Annotated in this window: 20 protein-coding genes, 2 tRNA genes and 2 pseudogenes; 9 read left to right on the top strand and 15 right to left on the bottom strand. The window is 56.5% G+C overall.

The window, feature by feature from the left end:
- Window positions 1–256 precede the first annotated feature (256 nt).
- The gene (locus BN1128_RS17385; RefSeq protein ID WP_042871042.1) at window positions 257–952 is read right to left on the bottom strand and encodes a tRNA/rRNA methyltransferase; all 696 of its coding nucleotides are present in this window, start codon (window positions 950–952) and stop codon (window positions 257–259) included.
- A gap of 265 nt (window positions 953–1,217) precedes the next feature.
- Between BN1128_RS17385 and aceK the strand changes: the two genes are divergently transcribed.
- Window positions 1,218–2,945 carry a bifunctional isocitrate dehydrogenase kinase/phosphatase gene (gene aceK, locus BN1128_RS17380; RefSeq protein WP_042871040.1) on the top strand — a complete coding sequence of 576 codons (1,728 nt, stop codon included), beginning with the start codon at window positions 1,218–1,220 and terminating at the stop codon, window positions 2,943–2,945.
- 161 nt (window positions 2,946–3,106) lie between these two features.
- Here aceK and BN1128_RS17375 read toward each other — a convergent pair whose 3' ends face one another.
- On the bottom strand, window positions 3,107–3,505 hold the full coding sequence (locus BN1128_RS17375) for an META domain-containing protein (RefSeq protein ID WP_042871037.1): 399 nt from the start codon (window positions 3,503–3,505) through the stop codon (window positions 3,107–3,109).
- A 172-nt stretch (window positions 3,506–3,677) separates the two neighbouring features.
- Here BN1128_RS17375 and BN1128_RS17370 point away from each other — a divergent pair, with 172 nt between their 5' ends.
- Window positions 3,678–4,154 (top strand): hypothetical protein, encoded by a 477-nt coding sequence (locus BN1128_RS17370; protein ID WP_042871036.1) that lies wholly within the window; start codon window positions 3,678–3,680, stop codon window positions 4,152–4,154.
- 4 nt (window positions 4,155–4,158) lie between these two features.
- On the opposite strand, the gene BN1128_RS17365 is transcribed toward BN1128_RS17370, so the two are convergent.
- Complete coding sequence (locus BN1128_RS17365; protein WP_042871259.1) at window positions 4,159–4,638, bottom strand: putative 4-hydroxy-4-methyl-2-oxoglutarate aldolase; 480 nt, start codon at window positions 4,636–4,638, stop codon at window positions 4,159–4,161.
- A 42-nt stretch (window positions 4,639–4,680) separates the two neighbouring features.
- Window positions 4,681–5,097 (bottom strand): DUF3293 domain-containing protein, encoded by a 417-nt coding sequence (locus BN1128_RS17360; RefSeq protein ID WP_042871034.1) that lies wholly within the window; start codon window positions 5,095–5,097, stop codon window positions 4,681–4,683.
- A gap of 376 nt (window positions 5,098–5,473) precedes the next feature.
- Here BN1128_RS17360 and arcA point away from each other — a divergent pair, with 376 nt between their 5' ends.
- The gene (gene arcA, locus BN1128_RS17355; RefSeq protein ID WP_010633329.1) at window positions 5,474–6,193 is read left to right on the top strand and encodes a two-component system response regulator ArcA; all 720 of its coding nucleotides are present in this window, start codon (window positions 5,474–5,476) and stop codon (window positions 6,191–6,193) included.
- 147 nt (window positions 6,194–6,340) lie between these two features.
- Here the strand turns inward: arcA and BN1128_RS17350 are convergent.
- Together BN1128_RS17350 and BN1128_RS17345 are read right to left on the bottom strand one after the other, a co-directional pair.
- Window positions 6,341–6,415, bottom strand: a tRNA-Gly gene (locus BN1128_RS17350).
- 105 nt (window positions 6,416–6,520) lie between these two features.
- Window positions 6,521–6,594, bottom strand: a tRNA-Gly gene (locus tag BN1128_RS17345).
- Window positions 6,595–6,795: 201 nt separating this feature from the next.
- Here BN1128_RS17345 and cydD point away from each other — a divergent pair.
- From cydD to BN1128_RS17325, 4 genes are all read left to right on the top strand, one after another.
- Entirely contained in the window at window positions 6,796–8,565 is a 1,770-nt protein-coding gene (gene cydD, locus BN1128_RS17340; protein ID WP_042871032.1) for a heme ABC transporter permease/ATP-binding protein CydD, read from the top strand.
- Window positions 8,558–10,303 carry a heme ABC transporter ATP-binding protein/permease CydC gene (gene cydC, locus BN1128_RS17335; protein WP_042871030.1) on the top strand — a complete coding sequence of 582 codons (1,746 nt, stop codon included), beginning with the start codon at window positions 8,558–8,560 and terminating at the stop codon, window positions 10,301–10,303. Before cydD ends, cydC begins: the two co-directional genes overlap by 8 nt.
- A gap of 200 nt (window positions 10,304–10,503) precedes the next feature.
- Window positions 10,504–10,875 (top strand): Rcs stress response system protein RcsF, encoded by a 372-nt coding sequence (rcsF, locus tag BN1128_RS17330; RefSeq protein WP_042871028.1) that lies wholly within the window; start codon window positions 10,504–10,506, stop codon window positions 10,873–10,875.
- A gap of 7 nt (window positions 10,876–10,882) precedes the next feature.
- The gene (locus tag BN1128_RS17325; protein WP_042871027.1) at window positions 10,883–11,269 is read left to right on the top strand and encodes a DUF488 domain-containing protein; all 387 of its coding nucleotides are present in this window, start codon (window positions 10,883–10,885) and stop codon (window positions 11,267–11,269) included.
- An 89-nt stretch (window positions 11,270–11,358) separates the two neighbouring features.
- Here the strand turns inward: BN1128_RS17325 and BN1128_RS17320 are convergent, their stop codons facing one another.
- The gene (locus BN1128_RS17320) at window positions 11,359–12,351 is read right to left on the bottom strand and encodes an NAD-dependent epimerase/dehydratase family protein (RefSeq protein WP_042871025.1); all 993 of its coding nucleotides are present in this window, start codon (window positions 12,349–12,351) and stop codon (window positions 11,359–11,361) included.
- A gap of 260 nt (window positions 12,352–12,611) precedes the next feature.
- Between BN1128_RS17320 and tsaA the strand changes: the two genes are divergently transcribed.
- A complete protein-coding gene (gene tsaA, locus BN1128_RS17315) occupies window positions 12,612–13,316 on the top strand; it encodes a tRNA (N6-threonylcarbamoyladenosine(37)-N6)-methyltransferase TrmO (protein WP_042871022.1) in 705 nt (234 codons plus the stop codon).
- A gap of 2 nt (window positions 13,317–13,318) precedes the next feature.
- A pseudogene (locus BN1128_RS24895) lies at window positions 13,319–13,465 on the top strand (H-NS family nucleoid-associated regulatory protein); the annotation flags it as partial.
- 284 nt (window positions 13,466–13,749) lie between these two features.
- Here the strand turns inward: BN1128_RS24895 and BN1128_RS24890 are convergent.
- From BN1128_RS24890 to BN1128_RS17295, 8 genes and pseudogenes are all read right to left on the bottom strand, one after another.
- The gene (locus BN1128_RS24890; RefSeq protein WP_082030460.1) at window positions 13,750–14,349 is read right to left on the bottom strand and encodes a type VI secretion system amidase effector protein Tae4; all 600 of its coding nucleotides are present in this window, start codon (window positions 14,347–14,349) and stop codon (window positions 13,750–13,752) included.
- Window positions 14,342–14,884 carry a type VI secretion system PAAR protein gene (locus BN1128_RS24885; RefSeq protein WP_082030470.1) on the bottom strand — a complete coding sequence of 181 codons (543 nt, stop codon included), beginning with the start codon at window positions 14,882–14,884 and terminating at the stop codon, window positions 14,342–14,344. Before BN1128_RS24885 ends, BN1128_RS24890 begins: the two co-directional genes overlap by 8 nt.
- A 641-nt stretch (window positions 14,885–15,525) precedes the next feature.
- Window positions 15,526–16,080: a hypothetical protein gene (locus BN1128_RS24880; RefSeq protein ID WP_209428582.1), complete on the bottom strand. Its 555-nt coding sequence runs from the start codon at window positions 16,078–16,080 to the stop codon at window positions 15,526–15,528.
- A gap of 148 nt (window positions 16,081–16,228) precedes the next feature.
- Window positions 16,229–16,819, bottom strand: coding sequence for a hypothetical protein (locus BN1128_RS25565; RefSeq protein WP_156140456.1), 591 nt, complete (start codon window positions 16,817–16,819; stop codon window positions 16,229–16,231).
- Between the two features lie 103 nt (window positions 16,820–16,922).
- A complete protein-coding gene (locus tag BN1128_RS25560) occupies window positions 16,923–17,549 on the bottom strand; it encodes a hypothetical protein (RefSeq protein WP_156140454.1) in 627 nt (208 codons plus the stop codon).
- A gap of 960 nt (window positions 17,550–18,509) precedes the next feature.
- A pseudogene (locus BN1128_RS26585) lies at window positions 18,510–19,004 on the bottom strand (replication endonuclease); the annotation flags it as partial.
- Window positions 19,005–19,201: 197 nt separating this feature from the next.
- A complete protein-coding gene (locus BN1128_RS17300; RefSeq protein ID WP_042871016.1) occupies window positions 19,202–20,641 on the bottom strand; it encodes an HD domain-containing phosphohydrolase in 1,440 nt (479 codons plus the stop codon).
- Window positions 20,642–20,696: 55 nt separating this feature from the next.
- Window positions 20,697–21,818, bottom strand: coding sequence for a beta-ketoacyl-ACP synthase III (locus BN1128_RS17295; RefSeq protein WP_042871014.1), 1,122 nt, complete (start codon window positions 21,816–21,818; stop codon window positions 20,697–20,699).
- Window positions 21,819–21,872: the final 54 nt, after the last annotated feature.

Raw genomic sequence — 21,872 nt, 5'->3', positions numbered from 1 at the left:
CCCTGTGAACCCTGCAAATTGATCTGAAAACGGTCTAAAAACAACTCAACAAAAAGGCCCGTACTGGGTGGGTACGGGCCTTTTTTGATTTCTGTGCTTGTTCGTCAGCGCATCAACCGGCCCCAGTGCCACCTGTGGTGGTACCGGTAATAATGGTGGTGGTGGTGACGTTGGTGAATGACTGCATGACGAACACTCTTGAACGAAGCTGGCTTTTAGCAATACCGCGGCTGGCCTTGGGCTGTCAACTTAAACCTCATTGCTCCTTGCGTTCAAATCGGCGAACCAGGTCTTTGCAGAGCAGATGCAGCATATTCAAATCCCGCTGCGGCAGCATGGGTACTCGGTCCATCACCCATTGATGCAGTTTTTCATCCTGCGAAACTCCGAGTTCACCAAGTATTTCTGCTGTTTTGTGTTTCAGTACCCGAACCTGCCCGGTGTTATCAAAATTTTCTGCTACGGCTTGCGGCTCATCCAGCAACTGGCTCATCTCGTAGGCATACAGCATGATCGCCTGCCCCAGGTTCAGGGACGGGTAGCTCACCTTGAGCGGCAGATAACTCAGCAAATCCGCATGGGCCAGCTGCTCATTGGAAAGGCCCGACTCTTCACAGCCAAACACGATGGCGACCTTGTTCAGGGACGGCTTGGCGCGGATTTGCTCGCGGATCTCCCCCGGGGTAAGGTAGTGCTGATAACGGCCCCGTTGACGGGCCGTGGTGGCGATCACCAGATCCATGTCGGTCAGTGCCTCCGGCAGGGTGTCGAATGCTTCGGCGTTGGTCAAAATGTCCTGCGCCCCATGGGCCACCCAGCTCGCTTCTTCCTCTTCATGTACCCGGCTCGCCACCAGTCGCATGGCATCGAAGCCCATGGTTTTCATGGCGCGGGCGGCAGCCCCGACATTGGGTGCCCGGGCAGGCGCCACCAGCACAAAATAGAGTTTCATTGGGTTTCCTCTTGGGCAGGCCGACCGCACGAACAGGCTGAAAATGGTCGGCAAAACAGGGGCGCAATCTACCGTTTATCCCCAAAAATTGCCACTTGAACAGATGTTTGAATGTTGCCATAGTGGCCAGACGTGTGAACAAACTGCCAGCCATTCTCGGCATGAATGCCGTGAGTGATTGAGCGCTTGCAGGGCAAGGACAGGACGACAGACCAGCCCCGGACTCAGCCGCCATACCGGCCGACACATCACAAGGAAGAGAGAGATGCAGCAGCCATTGGAACAGGCCGTCGCCGAGACGATCTTGCAACGCTTCGAGTCGTTTTACAGCCGGTTTCTCGAAATAACCCAGGGCAGCAAGAGCCGCTTCGAAAACAGTGACTGGCTGGGAGTACAGCTCGCCGGGCGCGAGCGCATTCGCCTCTATGATCACCACGTCGGCGCCACCACGGCCCTGATCAAGCAGATGATGGGGGAGCATCACGCCACTCAGGAGCTGCTCAAGCGGGTAAAGGGCGCCTTCAGCGATCTGCTGCCCCGTTGTGACAACTTCGAGGTGGCGGAGTCCTTCTTCAACTCCGTCTATCGCCGCATCTTCCGCCATCGCAACATTCGCGACGAGAACCTCTATATCCACCCCTTTCGCAGCCGCGGCGAAAAACCGGATTTGAGCGCCCTGCTGCGGGTCTATCGCACCGATCTGACCCACCTGCCGCAAACCCTGAGCCAGATGCTGGGGGATTACAGCTTCACCCTCCCCTATGAGGACAAGCAGCGCGACATTGTCGACATCCACCGCCATCTTGCCGAGAACGGCCCGCAAATTCTCCATGATGAGCCCTTTGCCATCGAGCTGTTGAAAGAGGTGTTCTACCGCAACAAGGGGGCCTATCTGGTGGGGCTGATCCGGGCACGGGATCAGGTGTTCCCCTTTATCCTGCCCCTGCTCAGCACAGGCCAGAGCATCTATGTGGATACCGTCATCTTCGAGCCTGAGCTGGCCTCCATCGTGTTCGGCTTCGCCCGTGCCTACTTCATGGTTTATGCCCCTGTGCCGGCGCTGTTTGTGGTGTTTCTGCGCCAGATCATGCCCCACAAGCCCGATTATGAGATCTACAACGCCATTGGCTGTCAGAAGCACGGCAAGACCGAGCTCTATCGTCACTACCAGCAACATCTGGCCCAGAGCCGGGAACAATTTGTCATCGCCCCCGGCATCAAGGGGATGGTGATGAGCGTGTTCACCCTCCCCTCCTACGACGTTGTGTTCAAGGTGATAAAAGACGAGTTCACCCCGCCCAAGGATGTGAGCCACGAGCAGGTCAAGGCCAAGTACCGTTTGGTAAAACAGCACGATAGAGTGGGTCGCATGGCCGACACCCAGGAGTTCACCAACTTCGAGTTTCCCCTGGATCGCATCTCGCCCGAGCTGCTGGCCGAGCTCAAGACGGTGGCCCCCTCTGCGCTCACCATCACCAGTGACAAGCTGGTGATCAAGCACCTCTACACAGAGCGCAAGATGATCCCCCTCAACCTCTATCTGGACAAGGCGGACGAGCAGCAGACCCGGCTCGCACTGGAGGAGTACGGCAACGCCATCAAGCAGCTGGCGGCGGCCAACATCTTCCCGGGAGACATGCTGTTCAAGAACTTCGGCGTCACCCGCCACGGCCGGGTGGTGTTCTACGACTACGACGAGATCTGCTACATGACGGAGTGCAACTTCCGCCAGATCCCGCCACCGCGCTACCCGGAAGATGAATGGAGCGCCGAGCCCTGGTATTCAGTGGCCCCCAACGACATCTTCCCCGAGGAGTTCGCCACCTTCCTGCTGCAAAAGCCCCAGGTGCGGGAGATCATGATGCAGCTGCACAAGGAGATGTTCGACGCCAACTACTGGAAGATGCTGCAGAGCAACATCAAGGTGGGGGTGTTCGAGGATGTCTATCCCTATCGGCGCAAGAAGCGCTTCAAGTTCCAGCGAGGGGGATGAGGATTAGCGCGCGGCGCCTTGCCGGTGATTCAAGATGCGATGCATCTTGCGATGCTGGCCGGCACAAGCCGCAAAACGGCATTGAAAAAGGGACGCCGCGGCGTCCCTTTCTGATCGCGGCTGCCTGCTCGCGCTACGACAGCCTCTGACAGGAATATCAGTTACTTGGCTGCTGGCATGGCATCGAAGGTGAGCAACGCCACCTTGTTGGCATCACTCAGCACCAGCTGTTGGCCGCTGACCTTGAAGGTTGCCACCTTCTCCAGCTTCTGCAGATAGAGCATCTCCTTGCCGGCCAGATCGCCCATGCACATCATGCGGGTCGAGCCCATGGCTCCCAGCGTCAATACACCGTCACCCTGCTGGGTGATACCGCCAAAATAGCGGTTGCAGCCGCCCTTGCCCGCCACCTTGTCACCCGCGACCTGCAGGGTGAAAGTATCGCCGCTCGCCCCTTGCAACTGCCAGGTGGATGCTTGCAGTTGAGCCAGATTGGAACCAGTTGCCATGGCGCAGCCTCCCAGAGCCAGTGCGGCCAGCAGGGTAAGTTTCTTGTTCATGGGTTCACCTCTTGATGTGAGAGAAATAGGGGAAGGAAAGTGATGATGGTGGCCTGTTTATCATGAGTCGGCGGCAGATTAAAACTGTTTTATTGTGATCTGGGTTGCCTTTACTAGCAGCTGGCATGTGCCATGCTTGTATTCCTGTTCCGGACCCAGGGAGGGGAAAAGAATGGTCAAACCACTCATCATCGCACTCGCTTCATGCCTCAGCCTCGGTGCCCAGGCCGCCGACTGGGATTTCCTCAAGAGCGAGGCAAACAGCCAGCTCTACGTGAAAAGCTATTCCGGCGTGCTGCTCGGCAGCCAGTCCCATCACAGCGACAATTTCGACCTCTGGCTCATCAACACCGGCTATCAGTACCCGGTACAGGACGATGTCAGCCTTTACATGGAAGCCGGGCCGGCGGTGGGCACCCACAGCGAGCAGACTGGCTTCAATATCAGCTCCGGGGTGCGTTACCAGCTCTCCCCCTCGCTGAACATCGGCAGCCAGCTCAAGCAGCTGGAAGTGAACAAGGCCAGCACCCTGCTGGAGCTCAATACCAGCCTGCTGCTCACCCCGCAGCTGGCCATCACGGCCAACTACGGCGTCAGCGCCTTCAGCACGGAACAGTCCCTCAGCATAGGCGTCGGCCTCAACTTCTGACCGCTCAGATGAGCCGGGTGGCGCTCACCAGTACGCCGTTGAGGTCGGCGTAGACGTAGTCACCCGGATGTATGGTCACCCCGGCAAACGACACCACGGCATCCAGCTCTCCCTTACCCAGCTTCTCTGTTTTGACCGGGCAGGCTGCCAGCGCCTTGACCCCCAGCGCCAGCGTCGCCAAGGTGCCCACATCGCGCACGGCGCCGTGGATAAGGATCCCCTCCCATCCCTGCTCCGCCGCCTTGATGGCCAGCTGATCGCCGAGCAGGGCGCGGCGCAACGAACCGCCGCCATCGATCACCATCACCCGCCCCTGGCCGGATCGAGTGACCAGCTCCCGTACCAGGCTGTTGTCTTCATAGCAGGAGAGGGTGACCGCCTGGCCATAAAACAGCGGCTTGCCACCAAAATTGTGGAACAGCGGATCGGCCACTTGCAGGGCATCACCGTGTTGATCGCAGAGGTCGGGCAGTAGATCCAGCATCATAAGCTTCCTTCCATGGACATGAATTCGCTCATTCTTTCATCAAGCCGGGCCCCTGACAATCCAGTGGGATTCAATTCTGCCCAGATGGAGAGGTATGCCTTTCATCAATACCGGCAGCAACCAGAGCTCACCCCGCTCCACCCAATAGAGGGCGTTCTGGCCGAAACGGGCCGCCAAATCGATGGCATCAGCGCGGGAGGAAGCCAGCAACAGCGACGATTCACGCCAACTTTCATCGGGCGAGCTCCCCCAGCAGGGCCCCATGGCCATCATGTGGGGAGATGCCGAGATCACCCGCCAGAGGGCGCGCTGACGCCGAGTATTACGACGCATTCCCACCTCGCGACTGGCCGGATTCCAGGCCGTCACTATGGCGTAGGCGGGCCATTGCGGCGCAGCAAAGGGGGCAATAAAACAAATTTTTCTGTAGTTTTCCCACAAATTCATGTCAACCACATGTTACATTCCATTACATTTTATAAGGGCGAAAATGGGGGCAACCCCAAGTATCATGCAGTGAACTCAGGGTTTGACCTATATCAAACCAGAGTTAAAAAGTTGCTATCTGACGGCAAAGAGTGTTGTTATGCGCCTGTTAACTGATAAAATGCAGCCACTTTTGTAATGGACTACCTTTCCAGGCTTCTCTCGATCAGACTTGTTGAGAGCCTATGTGTGGCACAGGGATGTTTGCCAACGCTGATGCCAAATTCGCGATACTCCGACCTGACATTCATACCCAGGATGACGTAATAAATTTTCAGGACCGGTCGGGTAACGCCAAAGAGTGTTAAAATTTAGATAACTAACTGATAAGAATCTGGGAATACTCATGCAAACACCACACATTCTGATCGTCGAAGACGAACTGGTCACCCGCAATACCCTGAAAAGCATCTTCGAGGCCGAAGGCTATATAGTGCTCGAAGCCAACAATGGCGACGAGATGCATCAAGCCCTGACCGCCCACACCATCAATCTGGTGATCATGGACATCAACCTGCCGGGCAAGAATGGCCTGCTGCTGGCACGCGAGCTGCGTGAAGATGACAACATAGCCCTGATGTTCCTGACCGGTCGTGACAATGAAGTGGACAAGATCCTGGGTCTGGAAATCGGCGCCGATGATTACATCACCAAGCCGTTCAACCCCCGTGAACTGACTATTCGTGCCCGCAACCTGCTGAGCCGCACCATGAATGTGGCCGCCGGTGGCGAAGAGAAGAAGCTGGTTGAACGTTACCTGTTCAATGGCTGGGCACTGGACATCAACAGCCGCGCACTGGTCAGCCCGGCTGGCGACATGTTCAAGCTGCCGCGCTCCGAATTCCGTGCCATGCTGCACTTCTGCGAAAACCCGGGCCAGATCCAGACCCGTGCCGAACTGCTCAAGAAGATGACCGGCCGCGAGCTCAAGCCTCATGACCGTACCGTGGATGTCACCATACGCCGTATTCGCAAGCACTTCGAAAGCGTCAACGACACCCCGGAGATCATCGCCACCATCCATGGCGAAGGCTACCGCTTCTGTGGCGAGCTGGAACAGGAATAATTCCTGCTCGTCGGATCTCTGTGTGGTAAGTGAGGCGCCGTTGGCGCCTCTTTCGTTTACGGCGATCGGGGCAAGCACAGCTGACAACACCCGATGAGCCAGAAAACAAAAAGCCCACTCGCAGGAGTGGGCTTTTTGCATGAAAGCTGGAGCGGGCAGCGGGAATCGAACCCGCATCATCAGCTTGGAAGGCTGAGGTAATAGCCATTATACGATGCCCGCTAGGCATCAAAATCGCAGCAGATACCAGGCATCAAACGAACGTCTAGAAGCAATGCACCAGGCAGAGGCAATAGCAAGACGGCTTGGTTACCGGGGATCAGAATGTGGAGCGGGTGATGGGAATCGAACCCACGTATGCAGCTTGGGAAGCTACCGTTCTACCATTGAACTACACCCGCGTCAGGGCCTCTACTATATGCATTTTGCCGCCGAGCGCAATCACCGCAGTGCTGTTTTTTACCATAAATCAAGCTGTTCGACCAACTAATGAGCAGCAAGCTGTTTTTTCCATCAAACATTTTCAACACCGGGAATTTACAAGGTTGCCAATGCCGGGGGCCGAGGATAGTCTTGCGCCACTCGACGCGAGGATGGTGGTAATGGACAAGAAAACTCAGAAACATCTCTATGGCTGGTTGCGCAACCAGTCGAGCCACGGCCGACGCTGGATCGGTCTCTCCATCGGCTTTGGTCTGGGTCAGGGCATACTGATGGTGGCACAGGCCTGGTTGCTGGCGACCCTGTTGCATGGCTTCATCATAGAGGGAGCCACTCCGGAACAATCCATTCCCCTCTTCATCACCCTGCTGCTGGTGACGCTGACCAAGGCGGCGCTGGCCTATGGCCGTGAAGTGACCAGCTTCAAGGCGGGCAGCGCGGTGCGCCAGGCCATTCGCGAGCTGGTGCTCACCCGTCTCGGCCGGCTCGGCCCTGCCTATATCCAGCGACGCCCAGCCGGCAGCTGGGCCAGCCTGCTGCTGGAACAGATTGAAAACATGCAGGATTTCTTCTCCCGTTACCTGCCGCAGATGGCCATTGCCGTCTTTATTCCCGTGGTGATCCTGGTGGCCGTGTTCCCGGTCAACTGGGCGGCGGGTCTGATCCTGCTGGGCACAGCCCCCCTCATCCCGCTGTTCATGATCCTGGTGGGGGTGGGCGCCGCCGATGCCAACCGCCGCAACTTCCAGGCGCTGGCGCGCCTCTCCGGCCACTTCCTCGACAGGCTCAAGGGGCTTCGCACCCTGCAACTCTTCATGCGCACCCAGGCGGAAGGGGATGCCATTCGCGACGCTTCGGAAGATTTTCGCGAGCGTACCATGGAGGTGCTGCGCCTCGCTTTCCTGAGCACGGCCGTGCTGGAGTTCTTCGCCGCCATCTCGGTGGCGCTGGTGGCTGTCTACTTCGGTTTCTCCTACATAGATCACCTGAACTTCGGCCACTATGGCACCAAGGTCACCCTGTTTACCGGCCTGTTCGTGCTCTTCCTCGCCCCCGAGTTCTACGCCCCGCTGCGCGAGCTTGGCGCCCACTACCACGCCAAGGCGCAGGCCATAGGCGCGGCCGAGCAGTTGCTGGAATTCCTCGAGGCCGACGTGAGCGAGCCCGCCTCTGGCAACGCCCCTTTTCATGCCGACACCCCCATCAAGGTCGAAGCCAAAGACCTTGAAGTGCTGAGTGCCGAAGGCAAGGTGCTGGTCGGCCCCCTCGACTTCACCCTGGAGGCGGGTTCACGCACGGCGCTCATCGGTGTCAGCGGCGCCGGCAAGAGCTCGCTGGTCAACGCCCTGCTCGGCTTTGCCCCCTATCGTGGTGAACTCAAGGTCAACGGCCAGGAGCTGGCCAGCCTCGACATGAGCCAGTGGCGGCTGCAGCTGGGCTGGCTCTCCCAGAACCCGCAGCTGTTTCACGCCTCCTTGCGCGACAACCTGCTGCTGGCCAGGCCGTCAGCCAGCGATGCCGAGCTGGAAGCCGCCCTGAAACGGGCACAGGCCTGGGAATTTGCCATGGAGAAGGGGCTCGACTATCCGGTCGGGGATCAGGCGGGCGGCCTCTCGGTCGGTCAGGCCCAGCGCCTCGCCCTGGCCCGCACCCTGCTCAAGTCCACCCAGCTGATGGTACTGGATGAGCCCACCGCCAGCCTGGATCGCCACTCGGAGCGCGCCATCATGACCACGCTGGAGCAGGCGATGGCGGGCCAGACCCTGCTGATGATCACCCACCGCCTCGATCAACTGACCAAGATGGACAAGATACTGGTGCTGGCACGCGGCCAGCTGGTGGAGCAGGGCAACTTCCAGCAACTGAGCACAGCGCAGGGCCCGTTCGCCCGCCTCTTGTCCCAACACCCGGGGGATTCTCTCGATGACTGATCTATTGCCGTTTCTGCGCCTCTATCGTCAGCACTGGCTGAGCCTCTCGCTGGGCCTGCTGCTGGCCCTGGTGACCCTGGTGGCCGGCATGGGACTGCTGTCGCTCTCCGGCTGGTTCCTCTCTGCCGCCGCCGTGGCGGGGCTGGCCGTCGCCAGCCGCGATACCTTCAACTACATGACCCCGGCTGGTGGAGTGCGTTTCTTCTCCATCATCCGCACAGCGGGTCGCTGGGGCGAGCGGGTGGTGAGCCACGACGCCACCTTCCGGGTGCTGACCCGGTTGCGGGTCTGGTTCTGGCAAAAGCTCTCGCCGCTCTCCACCGGCACCCTGGCAGGCTTTCGCCAGGCGGATCTGCTCAACCGGCTGGTAGCTGACATAGACGCCATGGATCATGTCTATCTGCGCCTGGTCACCCCCATAGGCGCGGCCCTGCTCAGCTGCGCCGGCCTGGTGTTCTTCCTCTCCTTCTTCGACGGTCGACTCGCACTGATTCTGGGCGCCATACTGCTGCTTGGCATGATAGCCCTGCCGCTGGTGTTCTACTTCCTCGGTCGCCAGCCCGGCCGTCGGCTTATCGCCGAGAAATCGGCCATGCGTACCCGCATGGTGGACTATCTGGACGGTCAGGCCGAGCTGCAGATGTTTGCCGCCGCCCCCAAGGCACTGACCGAGCTGAAACAGGCCGAACAGGCGCTGCTCACCGCCCAGGCCCGCATGGCCCGTGTGAGCGGTCTGGCCAACTTCTCGGTACAACTGCTCAGCGGCTGGACCCTGACTCTGATGCTCTGGCTGGCCGGTCACGGGGTCGCAGGCGCCGTACCGGATCCCATCACGGCGCTGATGGTGTTCGCCACCCTGGCAAGCTTCGAGGCCTTGCTGCCGCTGGCGGGTGCCTTCCAGCACCTCTCCACCAGCCTCACCTCGGCCCGCCGTCTCAACGAGATACTGCAGGAGGCCAAGGCCCCCGAGTGGGGAGCCGAGCAACAGCACGCCCGCGTCGGCACCTTGCAGATAAGCGACCTCTATTTCGGCTATCCCGGCAACCCGCAGCCTGTGCTGCGCGGCTGCACCCTGCAGCTGCAGGCGGGCGAGAAGCTGGCGCTGCTGGGCCAGACAGGTTGTGGCAAGTCCACCCTGATGGGGCTGTTGACCCGGGAGTGGAGTCCGCAAGCAGGCAAGATCCTGCTCGATGGCAAGCCGCTCACCGACTACAGCGAAGGGGCGCTGCGCGCCTCCATCTCGGTGGTGAGTCAGCGGGTTCACCTGTTTGCCGATACCCTGCGAGGCAACCTCAAGCTGGCGGCCCCGACGGCGTCTGACGAGCAGTTGACCGAGGTGCTGACCCAGGTCGGTCTGGCCAATCTGCTGGAAGATGACAACGGCCACAGCGACAGCGGACTGAACGCCTGGCTGGGAGACGGCGGTCGCCCGCTCTCCGGTGGTGAGCGACGCCGCATCGGCATCGCCCGCGCCCTGCTGCACGATGCCCCGCTCTGGCTGCTGGATGAGCCGACCGAGGGGCTCGACAGCCAGACCGAACGGGAGATCATGGACCTGTTGTTCAGACTGGGGGCGGATCGCTCCTTGCTGCTCATCTCCCACCGCCTGCTGGGGCTGGAGCAGATGGACAGGATAGCCCTGATGGAAGAGGGGCAGATCCGCCTCTGCGCTCCCCATCACGAGTTGCTGGCCGATGATTACTATCGCAGCCTGCATCAACGGCTGGCACCGGCCTGATCGCAAGCACGGCAGAGGGGCGCACCTGCGCCCTTCTCACATCATGAGTTGCCGGCCGATGATTACTATCGCAGCCTGCATCAACGGCTGGCACCGGCCTGATCCCCGTCACACCCCGTCTCCATGGTTAAAAATGGGGCTGGTCGCAGGCAGCGACTGGCCCCTATAATGGCTCCCTCACAGTTCAACAAGATACCGACATGAAACGCCTTATCCTGATGATGCCCCTGATCGCCTCCGGTTGCGCCGACTTCTCTTTCAACAGCAACCTGGACAAGGAAAATTTCGACGAATACTTCAAGCCGGGCGGCGTCCAGATCTATGAGCAGGGTCAGCTGGCTGACCTCAACTACCTCTACCTCGGCACAGTCGAGGGGGAATCCTGCCAGAGCGATGCCAAGCAGCCCATCCCCAACGCAGGTGAAGCCCGCACCCTGGCCCGCCGCCGCGTGGCCGACATGGGTGGCAACGGCGTCACCTTCGACAAGTGCGCCGAGTTCAGCGACACCCCGGGCTGCCTGAAACAGGTGATCTGCTACGGGCAGGCGCTGAAAGTGGCGCAAGAGAAGTAAAGTCCCCATGGCACTGGCCATAGTCCGGCTCGGCAGTCCCCGCCTCCCCGATGAAGGGCTGCGCATAGGCACAGTGCGGCGCCCGCCCCGTGGCGTGCCCAAGAGCGAATTTGCCAGCCAGGATTGGTACGACGTCTGGTTCCCCAACCTGGCCCCCAGCAGCGAGACCATGAAGCTGGGCCAGGCTGCCGAGACCCCGGCCCAATGGGCGGCCTTCTGCAAGCAGTACAAAGCCGAAATGGCCAGCCCCTGCGCCCGCCACGATCTGGCGCTGCTGGCTGCCCTCTCCCACACCACCAACCTGTCGGTGGGTTGCTACTGTGAGCAGGCCGAGCGCTGTCATCGCACCCTGCTGAAAGAGCTGCTGATCCAGTGCGGCACCAGGCTGCGCTAACCCGCACCGCCGAATAAGAAAGAGGGCGTCCCACAGGGCGCCCTCTTTCATGTGCTGGCCATCAAGGCAGGATGAGTACCCCTCCGGCCCTATTGCAGGCTGCCCATCCGCAGCCCTTGTTGCAACGCCCGCTCCTGCTCGGCCGTCATCCCGGCCACCACGGCCTGACCGTTCTCCGCCAGCCACTGGGCCAGATCGGCCACCGTCTCCTCCAGCGGCCGAAAGTTGAGCCCCTGCACTATGGCCGCCTCGGCGCTGATGCGGCCATAGCCGGCATACTCAGGTAACTCGTTGGGCAACAGGGTCGGGTAGCTCTGCCAGGGCTCGACGCCGGCCGCCAGCAGCGCGGGCCAGGGCACCCACTCAGGTTGCGGTGCCGTGACGGGCACGAGTCGGGCCGCGAGGCGATCCACCCAGTCCGCCAACGCTATGCCGGGCTTGAGCAGGTTGAAGATGCCCCCCAGCTGCTGCTCGGCAGCGCGCAGCACGAACTCGGCGCAGTCGCGCACGTCCAGGTATTGCAATCGATCCTGCCCTTCCCCCGGCAGCAGCCAGGGCCCCCCTTGCTGTATCCGCTTCACCCACCAAGCCAGACGGCCGGTCGGATCAAAGGGGCCGCACAGCACGCCGGGGCGCAGAATGCAGAGCCGCTCGCCCCAACGGGCCCGATATTCGGCCTCGCACAACACCTTCAGGGGGCCATAGTCGGTGGGCGTCTCCTCGGCCCCTGTCTCGTGCAGCGGCGCCGACTCATCCATCCCCCGCTGGGCGAAGTCGCGATAGACACTGATGGTGGAGATGAAGATCAGCCGCTCGCATCGCCCGAGCAGGGCTGCCGAGAGGCTGGCCGCCTGCTCGGGCCGGTAGCAGCAGGTGTCGATAACCAGATCCCAGCCGGGCCCTTCCCCGTGCAGGACGTTCAGATCCTTGTCCCTGTCACCGGTGAGCTGAACCAGATCGCGCCAGTCCGGGTGCTGGCGATGACCCCGATTGAACAGAGTCACCTCGTGGCCCCAATCCAGCGCCAGCGAGGTGAGGTGGCGGCCCAGAAAACCGGTGCCGCCGATGATCAGCAGTTTCATCCATGTCCCTCCTGTCCGGCACGATTGGCTATCTCGGGTATGACGCGCCTTGCATGCAGGTATTCATAGTGCCCCCACCCTACCCAAGTTGGCGGCGGGGTACAGCCTCCATGGCACGGGGATGAGACAGTGATCACGGCAGGACAGAAGGAAAAGGGTATGAAGAAAAGAGGCCGGGATCCCGGCCAGGCAAGGGAGGCCAGGCCTGCGTTTTGGCGCCGCCTGTGCTAAATTGCCGGGGTTTTCAGTCAGGATCCGCCATGAAGTTCGAAATCGACACCCTCGGGATCATCCGCTCTCCCTACAAGGAGAAGTTCGCCATCCCCCGCCAGCCCGGTCTGGTCAAGTCAGCCCGTGCCCGCCTCGAGCTGCTGCCCCCTTACGATCAACCGGATGTGCTGCGCGGCATTGAGCAGTTCTCCCATCTCTGGCTCAGCTTCGTGTTTCACCAGACCATGGATCAGGGCTGGCACCCGACGGTGCGCCCGCCACGCTTGGGCGGTAACGAACGGGTCGGGGTCTTTGCCACCCGCTCCACCTTCCGCCCCAATCCGCTTGGCCTCTCGGTGGTCGAGCTGCACGGGGTGGGCCGGGAGCGGGGCAAGCTGTGGCTGGAACTCGGCGCGGTCGATCTGCTCGATGGCACCCCCATCGTCGATATCAAGCCCTATATCCCCTATGCCGACAGCCTGCCGGACGCCCGTGGCGGCTTTGCCCCCGACGCCCCCACCCCGCCGCTGATGGTGAATTTCAGTGCACAGGCCGAGCAACAGCTGCAACCCTGGCTCAAAGCCCATCCCGAGCTGCGCCTGCTGGTGAGCGAAGTGCTGGCCCAGGATCCCCGTCCCGCCTACAAGAAGGGCAAGCCGGACGATAAGGAGTACGGGGTACGCTTGTTCGATCTCAATGTGCGCTTTCGCATCAACGAACCCGACTGCCTGGTGCTGGCCATAGAACCCGCCTGATCACCAAGCTATTGAGAGCAATAAGGCCAGCTAAATACAAATATCAAGAAGATGGCCAAGAGAAAACCTGGACTGGTCAGGGTAGAATGCCGAAGGCAATAGCCAGGCAGATAGAACAAGGTAAAAGTTTGGAGCAGTTCGCAATCTAGCAAAAACCGCCGAAAGGCGGTTTTTTTCAGCAGGTTATATTATTTAGCGGTGCTCTTAATATTTTTTCGCCTATAGATATAACTGACAATCAACACCGAAAAAATAAGACACAGCGGAGACACGAAATAAAGGATGAAATCAAAATAAAGTGCTGCATATGTTTCACCGATATAACTGCCCTTCAATATATATTCTTCATACATGGAGAAAAGCGGCTTGGTGATTGTCACAAGTGATAACATCAATAAAAACAAGAATGTAAATATCACTACCATAATGCGCATCATTCTGACATATCCCAAAAAATAACTTTCGATGACCGCTTCAAATCAGACATTGACAATAACTGCTCTGAAACACTAGGAAGTAACAATCTAACTTGAGAAGCCATAAAACCTAGGCTTGCTAATCTGTTATTTTTCCAAAGGTCTATATGATCTCCTGTTCTCCCACTCTCCCCTGGACGCTGCCAATAGTTCTGAAAGAAAACTATACCTTGTTTACCTGATATTTTATCTTCAAACTCAGCTCCAGACATTGCTGTAGCAACTGGGCAGCCAGCAAATGGCCTCTTTTGAAGATAATCAGCAAGTTCTTGAGCCCTGATTGCATGAATCCCTTTCCCTTCAGGGCTTGGAGTGGGGCACTGCCAGCAACGGGTACCTGTGAACGACTTCATTAGCACGCCATTAGAATATAATGCCTGGCTAACATTGATAGCACAGTGATCACTAAAAATATCATTACCTGTTTTAGGATCTTTGTGTGTTATTCGTCCGGGATACGCATCCCATATCTTGTCAAAGGTGATAGCATTGTGCTCAATTGTTTTTATTGAACCAATTTTGTCATTTGTTTTTAATTTAAATGCGTTATTAGGCACTTATCACCCCCTCCATTAATGCTAATGCTTCATCCCCCCAATAGATGGCGAACTCACCTTCTTTTTGTGTTTTAATTCTTTTCGTTTGACCAGAAGCATCTGTTCGACCAGAAAAAACATCGCCAGAATCATTTATTGCATAATATGGATAATCCGAGACTGGTTTACCTGCAGCCATCAGCTGAATCTGCTCATCAAAAGATAGCGGAGGTATAAACTTGGTTAGACCTTGATTGCCGCCTGAGACAGACACGTTCCCCACAATCACGGAGCTATTACCTATGATCACTCCGCCACAATCAATAGTGGCACCAGTCATTGCAATGGGCTTTCCGTTAATCAATATATTCGATATTCCAGATGTAATACTACGGGGATGTGGTGGATTGTTAGGTTTATCATGTGGCTCTAATGGATCACCAACACGAGCAACGGGCATCCCATCAATCTGCACATCAGGTGAGCCAGCAGTCACCTTTGTTGGTTTGAACCCATCATGGTCTGTGCCTATGTTCCCTACAATTGCCGCCTTCATGAGTAGCCCCATTTGAGATTCTGTGGCTCGATAATATCCTCATAAATGAAGGTGTTCAATTTTTCATTTTTTCAGTTTCTTAGATTGAGGAAATAGCCACTAAGACATTGATTTTAAACTATTTTTAAATATTTTTTGCGAGATAAATTACAGCTTCCCCCAGCCAGAAATGCTCACGGAAAGTAGGCTTTTCCCATGTAAATCATGTCGTTATATTTTTCCCCTCCCCCATCACACCGCATCAAAAACTGTAAAACAGTGAAAAAATGTTCACTGTTTTCAGTTCTGGATTTTACCGTAAAGCCCTGCGCTGGCGGGCTCTGGACATAGGGTTTTGCAGTAATCCATTTTTGCAAAAATTTTTCTATACAGGGCTCGCAGGCGGGAGCGGATGAGCGCGGATTTCGTGACGTAGCTTTGTCCGTGGCTCTTTCTACTAGCCTAGAGGCTTGCTCAAAATTATGAACATAGAAATGCTCTGGGCTATAATGGATAACCCTATAGGCATAAGTATCGCCAAAAGCTTCAGTCTGTCTCTGGCCAACTAGTTTGTTTTGGAATGCTTTTTAGAAGCAAACCCACATGGCGAAATTTAAAAAATTTCCAGCAACACAGTGATGTATTACAGGCCTTGTTAGTTTTTACACAGCTTCACACAAACGATTGTATGGAATTTCATACGTATTTCTATAATATGAACTAATAGGGTTTTTTCCACATAGCTTTTCATAGAGTTCAATATATATAAACAATCCTTTCGATGCACTGAACGCCATAAGCCAAATGTCACGATCTTGAAATAGCTCACCATTTGGTTGGCGCCTGAAAGCTAAGCTGGTACTCAAGTGTGCTAGATGATATTGCCAATCTATAGAATCACTTTCCAACAAGGTACGAAGAGGTAACTCTTTTATTTCCCCACTTGCTTTTAGAGAGTGCCCCCAAATCCAAGGTTCTTCGCACGTTACCAGCATGCCATAGCAATTTCTGAAATTACTTTCATAAGACTTTATTGTATGAATAAGCTCTTCTTTAAGTTGCTGATTTTTTATATATCTTAAGTTCTCTAAACCAGCTAGAAAAGCTAAAAATGCAAAGGCAGCACCTAGCGTTCCGCTTAAGTAGCTGCCAAAGCTACCCCAATCATTTTGATTAGTAGAAAGTCCGTTATTAAAGCTATAAAAATATACTCCCAAAGTAATAAATAGAATTACTATTGATGCGTAGACTAACCATAGTATTTTTTTGGCACGTTACCGCCTTTAAAACTACGCCTCACTAAGAGGCAAATAATTGCTGATTAAAAAGCAATAGCTAACTGTTTTAGTCCCTTTAAATGACTTATTAGTTTTTGCTTGAACCAATATTTTTAATTGACTGCTCAATGTTTTGCAACTGCTTATTTGTTTTTACAAGTTCCTCAGAAATTTTCTTATCCCAATTAGAATCTGAAATATCAGTTGTTGCGAAAGCTTCAATAAAAAGTTGTGAGGAGCTGGTCGATTTATTGAATGGCAATTTAGAATTAGCTCTTTTATATTTAGCTTTTACAAAAATACTATCCCCTCCAATGTACTTTTTAAGCCCACCATATTGCCCCCAGGTAATAATCATCTTTTGACTCGGAGCTAAAAAAGGGACTCCATTTACAATAGGCCCTGACTCCATTGTTTCAGGCATGTTTTTAGGCTCTTCTATACCGAATGCTTGTTTCGGCAACGGCCTTGATGTGTCAAAGGTTATGTTTTCAGCTGGACCTTTCCCTATATTTTCAATAATTAAAATTATAAATGAAGGTCTACCTTTATCTGTGTCGGCATAAATGATGACCTCTGGGTCGGTTGATGAGCGATAAACAGCATAAGTGATAATCGCAGATGCAGTCGCTATTAACGCCATAAATACAGAAATCCAATCTGACATATCTATATGCACGTAACACTCCAAATAAGTCTAACGCCTGCTTAAGCCTGCTATAGTGTGTAGCGAAAAGAAAGTTAGCCAACTGCTTCAGTTCCACATAACGCTCTTGTTATAACTAGTTTAGTGCATTGAGGTATTGAGTTGCCACTCTAGTTATTCTAAACGAACGACCACCATAACGCTCTGTTCTGATTGATATTAGACCCAGCGAGACTAATTGCTCAATATCATCATAAATAAACATTTCATCTATGTTTTCTAACCACCGCAGTTCTGACTGGGTAAATCCGGAGCCAGGCAACCTAGTAAGAAACATTGAATACTCTTGATTATTAGATAGACCATACCTTACTTTACCATAACAAGGTACCTCAGCTAAAATATACGATGATTTCGTATTCATCGATTTTAAGAGAAATATCGCTTGTTCTGACAAGTCAGATTCAGGACTTAACGCTTGTGTAATTCCCTCAAAACCTTCCATTTTTGAAGTTAATTTAGCGATAGAAGAATCAAGTGCTGTAAGTTTTAAAATCAGAGTTTCGTGGTTTTTATGAAGCAGCGATTTTATACCCAACCCCAACATGTGATTGCTATTTATTTCACTAATGATAGTTTTGTGCCTCTTTTTTGAAAGCCATTCTAGAAAGGCTTTATACTCATCATCAGAGCTTGCTCTTTGTTCTGATTTAAAATTACAAATCAGACCAACAATTGTAGCCAAAGACCCGAACAATTCCAATCAACCACCTCTTCGTTATAATAGCAATCAGATGAACGACAGCATTAACCTTATAGGAGCGCTTTCCGTATACCCCCCTCATAACTGGCACAGAAAATCTCTTTTAGATAATAATATTACCCGCCTATCCAGTCTGTCCAGACGTATTTGCTTGGCTCCCTCTGTTGGCATAACCTCTGCCACGGTGTAAAAACACGGCTAATAAGCAGCAATGGAAAGCCCCATCAAGCATCCACTTCGAGAAAATGTCAGAACTGTGATCGAGGTTACCTGTATTACAGGTTTTAGCTGGCCAAGATGTAGGGTTCGTGGAACGAGAAAGAAGGGAGATTAACCCCATTGCTCAGTCATTACCTGATCCGTAAATGCCTCAGTATCCGGCTGCGTACAGTTATTGCCAGTGCTCCAAGGAGCGCAGCTGTCGCCGCTTAAGGGCACCTCGCTACGCTCGCCAAACCCTGCTTCGCTTTGCTCGCTCAACACCTCCTCGGCGCTCTCTGCGGGCTTGTCGGTCACCTTGCGGCGCAGCACCCAGCCATCAAGGCGGGTTGCCTTAACGGCGCTGCCAGCGGCCACACCCACGAGCCGGATCACGTCTTCCCCGTACTTGTTCTTGGCGGGGTCTATCAGGTGATGCAGCCGCACCGGTCGGGCATCCCGTGGGCACACGGGGCCACCCATCGAATAGGTAAACTCCTTCCAGTTCGCCGCGTCCGCATAGCGGCGGCACTCTTCCATGATTTCGCTCTCAAGCGGGGCCACCGTGCGGCCTTCCTTCTCTTGCACTCGCCCAGGTAGTCGCCGCAGTTCCCGCCATACGCTCACAGACGGCCCGCCCAACTGTTGAAACTGGCGCAGGCCCCAGAGGGACGCCCACGCCCTGACCCGCCTTGCCCCTTCACTGGCGGCGGTTTCGGCCTCTAAGTCGCCTTCGTCCCCTATCTGGTGGCCGTCTATGTTCTTGGCGATGTATTTGACGATATAGCCCACGGCCCCGCCTTTGGCCGGATCCATGACCTTCCAGTCAAAGCGCGGGGTGATGTCGCTATAGGGTCGCTTGCTCACCGGATGGCGCTTGCGCTCAAGGTCGCCCTGGTCATGGCTGAGGGCGTAGCGTTGCAGGGTGCTTATCAGCTCACGCTGCTGGGCGGGATTGACGAACAGCAGCAAGTGCCAGTGGGGGGTGCCATCATGGTGGGGCTCGACGACCCGAAAGCCGAAATACTCGATACCACGGCGGGCAAGGGCCGCGCGGCAGCGCTTCCAGAGGGTGCCTAGATAGGTGTTGGTGTCGCGGGGAGTGTGGCCAAGGTACTTGGGGTTTTCAGTGGTGCGGGCGGGTTGGCCATGTCCCTGAGGGGTTGTCTTCCACGGGTGATATTGGTTCGGGGCTGTCCAGATGAAGAACAAGCCCACATAACCCATTTCGTCCGCTGCATCGGAGAAGCCCCGCACCTTACACCGGACTCTCTACAAAATGCCATCACCTTCAATCCACTAAGGAGAGACGTCGAAATCGGGTGAGCACATGATGTTCACGTTTAGGGCGATGCTGGCCGGTAAAATCACACCTAAGTGGTGACTAAATGACGGCTCCCTGTGTATACCTTGCTGCTTAGGCATGGAAAGGGCCCCCTAGGCTTTTATTACTCCTAATCCCTGTGCTCGGCGGCAATCTGCCTGAAGGCCCCCTCGCAGGCGAGGAAGGCATCGACCATACCAGGATCGAAATGGCTACCGCGCCCCTGCACTATGATGGCTTTCGCCTCTTCATGGGTGAAGGCGGGCTTGTAGACCCGTTTCGAGATGAGGGCATCGTAGACATCCGCCACCGCCATCAAGCGGCCCGAGAGCGGGATGAGATCCCCGGCCAGGCCGGCCGGGTAACCGCTGCCATCCCACTTCTCGTGGTGGGTGAGGGAAATCTCCCGTGCCAGCCGCAGGAAGGAGTTGGAGCCGAGCTGGGCCTCGGCGCTGGCGAGCGCATCGGCCCCTATCTGGGGATGGCGCTTCATGATGGCGAACTCTTCGTCGGTCAGCTTGCCCGGCTTGAGCAGGATCGCATCGGGAATGCCCACCTTGCCCACGTCGTGCAACGGCGCCGACTTGAACAGCAGATCTATGGTGGCGTCGTCGAGGGGATAACGCTCGGCGTCGTGGCGGCTCAGGTGTTCGGCCAGCACCTTGACGTAGTGCTGGGTACGGATGATGTGGGCGCCAGTCTCGTTGTCCCGGGTCTCCGCCAGCGAGGCGAGGCCGAGGATGGCCACGTCCCGGGTCAGGTTGAGCTCGTCGCTGCGCGCCTTCAACTCGCCGATCATCTGGTTGGTGCTGGCGGCGATCAGGCCGAATTCGTCATCCCGGGTCACCGGCACCCGCGCATCCAGATCGCCGCACTGCACCTGTGCCATGGTGCGTGTCTGGTGCATCAGGGAGAGGGTCAGATTGCGGCCATAGCCACGAATGATAAGCCAGAGGTAACAGAAGGTCACCGCCATCACGAAGGCGATTTCCAGCAATATGTAGTGCTGGGCATCGAGTCGCGACAGGCTTCTGTCCACCGTCGCCAGCCACTCCAGATCCTTGTTGAACAGCAGGAAGAAGACGCCCCCCAGCAGCGCGAGCGTGGTGAAGGTAAACAGGGAGAACTTGCGGGAAACCGGCATGGCAAGCGGCCGGGTCAGCACCAGCGAGCCCTGATGCTCCCGCAGTTTGGCCAGGTTCCAGTCCCGCACCAGCGACAGATCAGCTGCCACCAGAAAGCCCAGGGTGGTCATCCCCAGCAGGATCTTGAGGTGACTCTCCAGCGGGAAGTCATGCATGAGGCCGTTGTAGCCCGAGAGCAGCAGCGCCCCCAGCAGGTAGAAGCCCACCTCCAGTCCGAAGCCGCCGAGCCCGCGGCAGGGCAGCACCAGTCGGTGCAACACCCGAGCGCGCACGGCGAACATGATGGCGAAGACCAGCAGGGTGGGCCCCAGCAGCTGGGGCAGGGTCAGGCTCTCCAGAAACGGACAGACCTGCAACCCGTAGAGGCAAAAGAGTGACAGTGTCACTCCGTAGTGCAGGGCGCAGCGCCCCGTGATTTTCTGCATGATTCCACCCTGACCGCTGTTTATTGTTATGACGGCGGGGATATGCCCCCGCCCCTCACAGGCGCCGCAGCAGCAGACTCCCTATCGAATAGCCAGCGCCAAACGAGCAGAGCACGCCGCGGGCCCCCGCAGGAAGGTCGCGATTGTACAGATGGAACGCGATAATGGAACCCGCCGAGCTGGTGTTGCCGTAACTGTCGAGGATCACCGGCGCCTCTTGCTGGCTGGCATCATGACCCAGCAGCTTGCGGCCGATGAACTGGTTCATGGTGAGATTGGCCTGATGCAGCCAGAGCCGGCTCAAGGAGTCTGATGCCCAGCCCTGTTCATTGAGCTGGCCGGCGATCTGATCGCACACCAGCGGCAGCACCTCCTTGAACACCTTGCGCCCCTGCTGGCAGAACAGCTTGTCATCGCCATAACGGGTGCGCGGACTGAGCCGGTTCAGGAAGCCGAAGTTGTTGCGAATGTTGTTGGAGTACTGGGTCACCAGCTTGCTGGCCACCAGTTGCCAGGGGTTGGCCACCTTGCAATCGGCCTCCCGCTCCAGCAGCACGGCGGTGCAGGCATCGCCGAAGATGAAATGGCTATCCCGATCGCGAAAGTTGAGGTGGCCCGAGCAGATCTCCGGGTTCACCACCAGCGCCAGTGTAGCGCTGCCGGCCGCCAGCATGTCTGCGGCCGTCTTGATGCCGAAGGTGGCGGACGAGCAGGCCACGTTCATGTCAAAGGCCATGCCGCCCGCCCCCAGGTAGTGCTGCAGCTCGATGGAGAGCGCCGGATAGGGGCGCGGCATATTGGAGGCGGCGACTATGACCAGATCGATTTCCCCCGGCTCGCGACCGGCGGCGATCAGCGCCTGCTCGGCGGCGGCCACCGCCATCTCCACCATGATGGAAGGTTTGTCATCCGGGCGCTCTGCCATGAGCGGCTGCATGATGTCCGGATCCAGCACCCCCTCCTTGCTCACCAGATAGCGGCTCTTGATGCCGGAGGCCTTCTCGATGAACTCGCAGCTGGAGTGCTGCTTGGCGGGAAGCTGGCCCGCATCGATGGCGGAGGCATTCTCCTCGTTGTAGAGATCCACATACTGGTTGAAGGCGGCCACCAGCGCTTCGTTGCTGACGGCAAAAGGCGGGGTATAGAGGCCTGATCCACTGATCACGATAGAAATCATCTTTGCTCCTGGCCGGGTTCGTTCCCGGCTTGTTGGCTTTTTAGGGTAGAGAGG

Source organism: Aeromonas piscicola, assembly GCF_000820005.1.
Classification (GTDB): domain Bacteria; phylum Pseudomonadota; class Gammaproteobacteria; order Enterobacterales; family Aeromonadaceae; genus Aeromonas; species Aeromonas piscicola.
The sequence above is the reverse complement of the archived record's forward strand: the minus strand, read 5'-3'. Positions and strand labels throughout refer to the sequence as shown.